Genomic DNA, 8,973 nt, shown 5'->3' with positions numbered 1-8,973 from the left:
GGCTTCGTGTTCGCCAGCCTCGACCCGCAGCAGTCGCTGACCGAGTACCTGGGCCCGCTGACGCAACGCAAGCTCACGCGGTACCCGTTCGACCAGCTGACCACCCGCTTCACCTACCAGGCCGACGAGCGTGTGAACTGGAAGGTGCTGCTCGACGCGCAGCAGGAGGGCTACCACGTGCCCTACATCCACAAGCGCACCCTGTCGCTGTCGTTTCCGGAGAGCCTGACGCGGTTTCGGTCGCTGCTGATGGAGGTCATGGGCTCGCACCGGTTGCTGTCGACCGGGCCGTCCGCGGCGCCGTTCTCGCCGACGCCCACCGGCAAGGTGGCGATGAAGTTCGGCCCCAACTCGCTGGAGGCCTTCGCCGGCGGCGGCGACGCCACCGCCTATGCCGAGGCGATGGAAGGTGTATTCGACTTCCACGTCATCTTTCCGAACTTCGTCATCGCCGTCCTGTACGGCACCTATTTCACCTACCACATGTGGCCGATCGCCGCCGACCGCACGCTGTGGGAAGTCAACATGTACTACCCGCAGCCGGCCAATGCCGGCCAGTTGTTCGCCGCCGAGTACGGCAAGGTCGGCCTGCGCGACGGCCTGCTCGAGGACGCCAGTACTCACGAGCGTACCCAGCGCGGCATCGCCTCCGGTGCCATCACGCATTTCCAGTTCCAGGACGAAGAGTTCGCCTGCCGTCACGGTCACGAGGCCGTGATGGCGTGGGTTGGCCAATGGCGGGCCGACTCGTCGGCGACGGCCGGCTAGCACCCGTCGGCCGCATACAACGCACTAACCATCGACTCGGGAGCTCAGGCATGAATCGTCGACAACTCGGTAAGAGCGCCGCCGCGCTGGCGTTGCTCGCAACAGGCGTCGCGTCCGCCGCCGAAGGCAGGTTTTCTTACTCTGGCTTTGCGCGCGCGCAGGCGGCGTACAGCCTCAAGCACGACAATCCCAACAACACCGCGCTCGGCCTGCCGGACGACCAGGACTTCAACCTGATCAAGGCCCTGGTGGTGGCGGACCTCGAATACAACCAGCCGTTCGAGGCGGGTGCGCCGATCGACAACATGCGCATCTTCACCCGCTGGCGGCTGAACAAGGACCTGACCGAGGCCTGGTCCGGCGGCATCGGCGACTACAACGCCTTCCCGCTCGATTACCGTCACGAAGGCACGCTGGCGCGCGCCGAGTCGGAAAGCACGGCGTTCGAGCTGTGGGAAGCGTTCGCCGACTTCCGCGCCGGACGCACCTCGCTTCGCCTGGGTCGCCAGAACATCGTCTGGGGTGAGGCCGACGCGCTGCGCCTGCTCGACATCGTGAACCCGCTGGACCTCACGCAGCACATGTCGTTCGAGGCCGGCGGCGAGCAGTTCGACCATATCCGCATCCCGGTATGGGCGCTGCGTGCGCAGTACCAGTTCCGGCGCTTCGCCGGCTACAGCATCGATGCCTTCGTCATTCCGGGTGACTACGTGCCGACGGCGCTGCCCGATCGCGGGGCGCCGTTCAACCAGTTGCCGTTCCCGGACAATGCGCCGCCTACCGTGTTGCCGGTGGCACCGTTTCTGATTCCCGGCCTGCGCGTCGACGACAACCTCGACGACCGGCGTGGTGACTGGGAGGGCGGTGTACGCCTGCTGGGCGACATCAATGGCTTCCAGTACACCCTCAACTACCTGAGCAAGATCGACCAGGACGGCGTCACCACGCTGAGCGGTGCCTACCCGGGCGGGTTCGACCCGTCCACGCTGCAGGTGGTTCTGGCCAACCGTCGCAAGCGGCTGGACATCTACGGCGCGTCGTTCAACTGGTTCTGGGCGCAGGTCGGTGGCGTGCTGCGCGGCGAGTTGTCGTACACCCCGAACCAGCCGTATGCCGGCCCGCTGGTGGCCATCGCGCCGGGCGTGGATCTGCCGGTCACCACGGTCGAACGCGACACGGTGAAATGGGTGGTTGGTTTCGACCGGCCGACGTTCGTGTTCCCAACCGAACAGACCATGAACATATCGCTGCAGTGGTTCCAGACGCGGCGCGGGGGCGACAGCGACGGCATCACGATACTCAACGGGCCGGCGGACAAGAACGAGACCAACTTCAGCCTGTTTCTGTCGCAGCCGGTGATGAACTCGCAGGTGTGGTTCGACTTCCTCGCCGTCGTCGACACCGACGACGCCTATTGGTGGCAGCCGCAGGTGCGCTTCACGCCGGGCAACCACTGGCGGGTGGCCGTTTACGCAAACCTCTTCACCGGTTCCGAACAGCGCCCGGGACGCTTGGGATCACTGTCGTGGGCGAATGAATTCAACGTGTCGGTGACGTATCAGTTCTGAGTCCGGGCCGGATTGGCGGTGAACAGTCGGACATTCAATGGCGGGAGTCGCGCTATGTTGGCAGTTATTCGAGAAAACCTCTTTATTCCTTTGGGTTTCGTCGGCGCCCTCGGCCTGTCGACGGCCATGGCCGAACCGGTGCCCGTGGGCACGCAGATCGATGCCGGAAACGTCGAGCAGTACAAGGCCATGCTGCCGACCGGGACCTACGTCAACGTCAAGGCAGGCGAGGTGCTGAAGGTCATTCCCACCACGCCGCTGGAGCAGCTGGTCGACCCGAAGTGGCTGGAGCTGACCGAGGCCAACAGGGGCAAGGCCAAGATGCTGGATGAGGCCGGCACCTGGGGGCTCGCCGACGGTTCGTTCTGGCCCGGCGGCTATCCGTTCCCCGGCACGGACGATCCGCGCGAGATGATGGCCAACTTCCAGTATCACCTGACCCCGGACGACATCGACACGATTCCGGCCGGCGGCCACATGGGTGGTTTCTCGCTGGTCAATGGCGATGGCAAGGAATACAAGCGGTTCATCATCAACCTCACGCAACGCCGCATGACCGGGCGCGTGTGGACGCCGCCGCTGGGCGCCGAGCCCGGATACGAGGACGAGCTGTACCGCACCAACACGATGTTCTTCGAGCCGTACGACTCGAAAGGCGTGATCAGCATGAACGTCATCTACCGCGATCAGGCGGCCTTGCCCGATGCCTACGTGTATGTGCCGGTGTTGCGCCGCGTGCGGCGCCTGTCCAGTTCCCAGCGCGCCGATGCCATTCAGGGGTCGGATCTGACGGCCGGCGATGTCGACACCTTCGCCGATCCGCTGGGAATGTGGGACTTCAGGCTGCTGGGGACCGAAACCCTGCTGGTCAACCAGACCGGATCGCCGCCGTCCGAGGGCATGCTGGATAACAGCGTGCAGCCGGTCGCCTCTTACTACCCGTCGCCGTACACGGCCGTCGAATCCCGCCGGGTGCACATCATCGAGGCGACCCCTCGTTACAGCACGATTTATTCAAAGAAGGTCCTGTACGTGGACTCGCAAACGTACCGGCCGGCGGTGGGCGAGTTCTATGACCGCCAGGGGCAGTTGCTGAAGACCTACGAGATGAACTGGAACGTCAAGGAGGACTTCACGCCGTCACCGAACTGGATCGTCATCAAGAACCAGCAAACCGGCAACGCGTCGATCTTCTGGGTGTTCGACATCAACGCCAACGTGGGCACGCCACTGAGCCGGGTGCTGACGTCCAGCATGCGAGAGAGCAGCCGCTGACGCGGGGCTGAAGCGGGGTGGCTGCCGGCCGCTTGCGGCCGGTGGCCACGGTAATGGTCAGGCATGGAGTGCGGCCGTGTTGAAGGCATTTTGCAGGTATGGCGCGTTACTGCTCGGCTGCTGTGGTGTCGTCGCACCGGCGGCCGTCCACGGCGGTCCGGTCGATGATGCGTTGTTGCCTGCAGTGGCGCAGTACCACTCCTTCGGGCGCGGCCGCAGTCCCTTCGACGCGGTCGTGAGTGAGGACGGCAAGGTGCTGGTGCTCGGTCGCGGCGGCCTGCTGGCGGTGCTGTCCGAGGATCTGCGGGGGGTGGCGCGAAAGCTCGAAGTGGACCCTGCGGTGAATTTTCTGGCCGGCGCTGTGGGGCCTGACCGACATGTTCGCCTGACTGACGGCGAGGGTCGCATCTGGCGGGTCAACGAGGCCTTGACCGAGGTGAGCCTGGAGTCCAGCGAGCCTGCCGGGGCGCTGTTCAGCATCCAGTACCTCACCGATGGCACCGGCCTTGCGGTTGGCGAGTTCGGTACGGTGTTGGCCAGGGCGCCCGGCGCGCAGCATTGGCGGCCGCAGACGTTCGACTGGGCCGCCGCCTTGCCGCGTCTGGCCGAGGAGTTCGGTGACGTTTCGCCCCATCTGTACCGCGTTTGCCGGGCACCGGCCGGCGGTGCCCTGGTGGTCGGCGAGTACGGCGTGGTGCTGGAGCTCGCGCAGGGCGACTGGAAGGTACGGCAGGTCGGCGACGAGTACGGCACGCTGTTCAGCTGCCTGGTCGCGCCCGATGGGCGGCAGGTGGTGGCCGGGCAGTCCGGACGGCTGTTGGTCAGTGACGGTGCCCGACAGGCCTGGCGCCGGATGGACTCCGGCCTGACGGCGGATATCTACGACCTCACCCGTTATGCCGGCGAGCTGCTGGTGGTGGCGCAGGATCGACTGGCCCATGGTTCGCTCGACGCCCCGGCGCTGACGGTTGTCGATGCGGCGCTGCCGAGTGTGTCCTGGGTCGTACGGGCCCTGCCGATTCGTGAGCAGCTGTTCCTGGTGGGCCAGCAGGGCTATCTGGTGGTCGACAGCGCACGGCGCCTGGTGAGCGGCAGCGCGGATGGACGCCTGCGAACCACTCTCCACCACACCAGCCGGTAGCCGACCATGACCGACTTCCTTTGCCGGATCCTGTTCTTCAACCGCTACCTGACCCTGGGGCTGATCTTCCTGGCGACGGCGGTATGGGGCATGGGGGTGCCGGGAGCCTCGTTCCAGACCATCTTCGAGGATCTGTTGCCGCGCGGACATGGCATCGTCGAGAACTACCTGGGCTATCGCGCCCAGTACGGCAACCAGGACTCGGTTCAGTTGATCCTGGAGAACGAGCACGGTTCGATCTACGCGCCGCCGTTCCTGCGGGCGGTGGACGCGGCGACGCGCGCCTTCGAGACGCTGCCGGCGGTCAACAAGGAGCGCATCACGTCCGTCACGTCGCGCAAGGTGCGCATTGCGCACACGGACGGTTCGACCATCTACAGCGACCCGCTGATCGATCCGGACCGCGGCGTGCCGGAAACCGGGCCGGCATTGCAGGAACTGAAGGAACGGGTGATGGCGGCGCCCGGTGTGCTGGGGCAGTGGGTGTCCTGGGACCAGACGGCGGTACTGATCGACGGCGCCCTGGTGCCCGGCGCATCCGATTACGTGGCGGTGTTCGAGCGCCTGCGGCAGATCGCCGAGGCGGCGGAGCAGACGCCGGGCGTGAGTGCCAAGATGCTCGGTCGCCCGGTGTTGACCGGCTGGGTCTACAGCTTCCAGAGCCAGATCGGCTGGATCCTGCTGCTGAGCCTGGTCATCGTGCTCGGCATGGTGGCGCTGTACAGCCGCAGTATCACGCTGGTGGGACTGGCGAGTCTGGCGGCGATGCTGAGCATCGTCTGGGGGCTCGGCCTGCTCGGTTACCTGGGTGGCAACCTCGATCCACTGGTGCTGGTGGTGCCGATCCTACTGGTGGCGCGGGCGCTCAGTCATTCGGTGCAGATGGGGCTTCGCTACCAGGAATTGCAGGCCAGCGGCCTGCAGCGCATCGCGGCCGGGCGCGAGCTGTTCAAGCGCCAGTTCGTGCCGGGTGCGCTCGGCATCGTGTCGGACGCGCTGGGCCTGTTCCTGATCGCCATTGCCGACATCCCGATCATGCAGAAGCTGGCCCTGTTCGTCGGCTTCTGGACCATCAGCATGCTGATCAACGTGATGATGGTGTTCCCGCTGATGATCAGTTTCATGCCCCAGCGGGGGGGCAGCGCTTCGAAGTCACGGGTGTTGGGGCGCCATCCCATCCTCGATGGGCTGGGACGGCTGGCCATCAGCCGTCGCAGCCGGTGGGTCACCTGGGCCTGTGCCTTGACGCTGACGGCGGCCTGCGTGGGGCTGAGCACCAACGTGCCGATGGGGAATCCGCAGTCGGGCACGCCGCTGCTGTGGCCGGACGCGCCCTATAACGAGGCGGTCGCCTTCTACAACGCCAGGTTTCTGGGCGCCGACCAGCTGACGGTGGTGCTCGAGGCGGCCAGCGGCGATGTGCGGAACCTGCGTTACGTGGAAGCGGCGTCGGCGCTGCAGGCGCGGATGGATGCCGAAACGCTGGTTGCCGGGTCGGTGTCTTTCGTCGACCTGTTGCCGCAGGTGCGCCGCATCTTCTGGGGCAACTACCCGAAGGCCGAGGTGCTGCCGGTATCCGATCAGGAGTCGGGCGCCTACACCCAGATGTTGCAGAACGGCGCCAATCCGGGCGATTTCGATCGGTACTTCGATCGCCAGTACCGCCACGCCAGCATCACGTTTTTCCTGAAGGATGCGTCCACGCCGACGGTCGATGCGGTGTTGCAGGCGCTGCGCCAGGCCATTGACCGGGTAGAGCGCGACTATGACGTCGAGGGCGCGTTCCAGATTGGCCTTGGCAGTGCCAGCCTGCAGGCGGCTGTGAATGACGAGGTGCACTTCTCGCATTCCGCCACCTTCATCTGTGGCGTTCTGCTGATGACGCTGACCTGCCTGTTCGCCTATCGCTCGATGACGCTGTCGGTGATTCTGGTGGTGCCGCTGGTGCTGACCAACTTCGTGGTGCTGGCCACCATGACGCTGATGAACATCGGGCTCGATGTGAACACCCTGCCCATCATCGCCGTCGGCATGGGGGTGGGCATCGACTACGGCATCTATCTGATGAGCCGCATCATCGAAGAGGCAGGGCCGGACGCCACGCTGGCCGATGTCGGCCCGGCGGTGGTGCGCTCGCTGAAGACCACCGGCAGCGCCATCTGGCTCACGGCCACCACCATGGTGTTCTCGGTGGGCGTCTGGTACTTCCTGTCCGATCTGCGTTTTCAGGCCGAAATGGGGCTGCTGCTGGCGCTGATCATGCTGGTGAACCTGGTCGGCGCGCTGGTTCTGGTGCCGGTGCAGGTGATGACGTTCGGGCGTCGTTCGGTGACGGTGCGGGCGGCGGCCGGGGGCGCGTTGGCCCATTGATGGGCCCATGAATCGAGCAAGTCACGGACGAGGGACAGGTCGTCTCCATGTCGTATCTACGAGGTGTCGTAATGAGCAACGTCAACGTGTCGGCCGCGCAGATGCCCGCCGACGTCATCCATGTCGATCGCTACACGTCGGGCCTGGTCGGTCCGTCACTGGGCATGCTCGGGCCGCTGCGTCCGGGGGGCCATATCGTCACGCAGACGCCGCCGGGCTGCTGGTCGCCGATGATTACGCCGGAGTTTCATGGCGGTCACGAGGTGACCGTGCCGGTGGCGATCGAGGGTGCCCAGATCGGCGACGCAGTGGTGCTGTACCTGGAGCACGTGCAGGCAGCCTCGGATGTGTCGTCGTCGGGGGTGGGCAGCGCCATCGACGGCCGCTACATGGGCGATCCATTCGTCGCCAAGCGGTGTCAGAACTGCGGCGCCGAGAGTCCGGACAGCTACATCGAGGGCATCGGCCCGGATGCGGTGCGCTGTCGGCAGTGCGGCGCGCCGGCCAGTCCGTTTAACTTCCGACATGCCTACACCTGCGTGCTGGACCGCGAGCATGGCGTGGCGCTGACCGTGCCGGAGGACGTCGCGGCGCAGACCGCTGCCAACGCCCGTCAGCTGCACGCCAGTCCCGAGCATGCCAAGGCGCACTCGATCCTGAGCTTTGCCGCCGGCAACATGCCCGGTGTGGTGACACGGGTGATGCCCTTCCTGGGCAACATCGGCACCACGCCGTCGTGCGACATGCCCGACTCGCACAACGCCGGCGACTTCGGCGCCTTCCTGGTCGATGCGCCGCACGAGTACGGCATGAGCCGGGACGCGCTGCTGCGTCACAAGACCGATGGCCACATGGATTGCGCCCAGGTGCGCGAGGGCGCCGTGCTGATATGCCCGGTCAAGGTGGACGGCGCGGGTGTCTACCTGGGCGACATGCACGCCATGCAGGGCAACGGTGAGGTGGCGGGTCACGCCACTGACGTCACTTCGGACGTGCGCCTGCGGGTGGAGCTGATCAAGGGCCTGTGCCTCGATGGCCCGATTCTGCTGCCGGTAATGGAGGACCTGCCGCCGCTGGCCCGGCCGGTGACCGCGCCGATGCGTGCACAGGCGTTGGCGCTGGCGGCCCGTTACGGCGCCGACATTCCCCTCGAGGACAACGCTCCGATCACCTTCATCGGGTCCGGCACCACGCTGAACGAGGCCACGCAAAACGGCCTCGAGCGCGCCGCTGCGGTGACCGGCCTGTCGGTGGACGAGGTGCGCAACCGCGCCACCATCTGCGGGTCGATCGAGATCGGCCGCCTGCCCGGGGTGGTGAAGGTCGGCTTCCTGTGCCCGCTGGACATCCTGGACCGCATCGGTCTGGGCGGTGTGGTGCGTGCCCAGTACGGCCTGGCGTGAAACGGGCACGGGGTGGCGCACAGAAGCTGAACCACCGCCGCGCAGGGCCGGCGGGCAGACACGGGCTGGCGTGACCGTGTGGCTGCTGGCTGCCAAGGTGGTCGTGTCGATGGCCATGGTGCTTGGCCTGGCCTGGGTGGCCGAGCGGGTCGGCCCGCGGGTGGCCGGTGTTCTGTCCGGCTACCCGCTCGGCGTCGCGGTGGCGCTGTTTTTCGTCGGTGTGGAAAACGGCGCCGATTTCGCGGCTCACAGCGCCGTGTACACGGTGGCCGGGTTTTCCGCTTCGCTGGCGCTGGTGGTGGCCTATCGCGGCGTGGCCCGTGTGGCAGGGGCGGGGCAGGCGCTGCTGGCGCCGCTGCTTTCCGTGCCGTGTTTCCTGGCGGTGTCGGCGCTGCTCAGTCGCCTGCCGTTGGGGCTTGCCGGCGGTACGGCATTGACGTTGACCGGT

The 8,973-nt window shown here is 66.3% G+C and carries 6 protein-coding genes and 1 pseudogene; all 7 read left to right on the top strand.

Annotated elements, in window-relative coordinates; translation table 11 throughout:
* The coding region (locus ABYX71_RS08500) for an RHO alpha subunit C-terminal catalytic domain-containing protein (protein WP_372696067.1) at positions 1 to 768 on the top strand (768 nt) is incomplete at its 5' end.
* Between the two features lie 50 nt (positions 769 to 818).
* Positions 819 to 2,336, top strand: a complete 1,518-nt coding sequence (locus ABYX71_RS08495; RefSeq protein WP_372696066.1) for a DUF1302 family protein — start codon at positions 819 to 821, stop codon at positions 2,334 to 2,336.
* 54 nt (positions 2,337 to 2,390) lie between these two features.
* Entirely contained in the window at positions 2,391 to 3,611 is a 1,221-nt protein-coding gene (locus ABYX71_RS08490; protein WP_372696065.1) for a DUF1329 domain-containing protein, read from the top strand.
* A gap of 76 nt (positions 3,612 to 3,687) precedes the next feature.
* Positions 3,688 to 4,752, top strand: a complete 1,065-nt coding sequence (locus ABYX71_RS08485; protein WP_372696064.1) for a hypothetical protein — start codon at positions 3,688 to 3,690, stop codon at positions 4,750 to 4,752.
* 6 nt (positions 4,753 to 4,758) lie between these two features.
* A complete protein-coding gene (locus ABYX71_RS08480; RefSeq protein WP_372696063.1) occupies positions 4,759 to 7,122 on the top strand; it encodes an RND family transporter in 2,364 nt (787 codons plus the stop codon).
* 71 nt (positions 7,123 to 7,193) lie between these two features.
* Entirely contained in the window at positions 7,194 to 8,525 is a 1,332-nt protein-coding gene (locus tag ABYX71_RS08475) for an acetamidase/formamidase family protein (RefSeq protein ID WP_372696062.1), read from the top strand.
* A gap of 70 nt (positions 8,526 to 8,595) precedes the next feature.
* Positions 8,596 to 8,973: pseudogene (locus ABYX71_RS08470) on the top strand (hypothetical protein); the annotation flags it as partial.

The sequence above is a fragment of the Immundisolibacter sp. genome, from assembly GCF_041625615.1.
In the GTDB taxonomy this organism is placed as follows: Bacteria; Pseudomonadota; Gammaproteobacteria; order Immundisolibacterales; family Immundisolibacteraceae; genus Immundisolibacter.
The sequence above is the reverse complement of the archived record's forward strand: the minus strand, read 5'-3'. Positions and strand labels throughout refer to the sequence as shown.

Excerpts from the sequence above, each read along its gene's own strand:
- ABYX71_RS08495 (WP_372696066.1), top strand. The coding sequence starts at position 819 with ATGAATCGTCGACAACTCGGTAAGAGCGCCGCCGCGCTGGCGTTGCTC.
- ABYX71_RS08490 (WP_372696065.1), top strand. The coding sequence starts at position 2,391 with ATGTTGGCAGTTATTCGAGAAAACCTCTTTATTCCTTTGGGTTTCGTC.
- ABYX71_RS08480 (WP_372696063.1), top strand. The coding sequence starts at position 4,759 with ATGACCGACTTCCTTTGCCGGATCCTGTTCTTCAACCGCTACCTGACC.
- ABYX71_RS08475 (WP_372696062.1), top strand. The coding sequence starts at position 7,194 with ATGAGCAACGTCAACGTGTCGGCCGCGCAGATGCCCGCCGACGTCATC.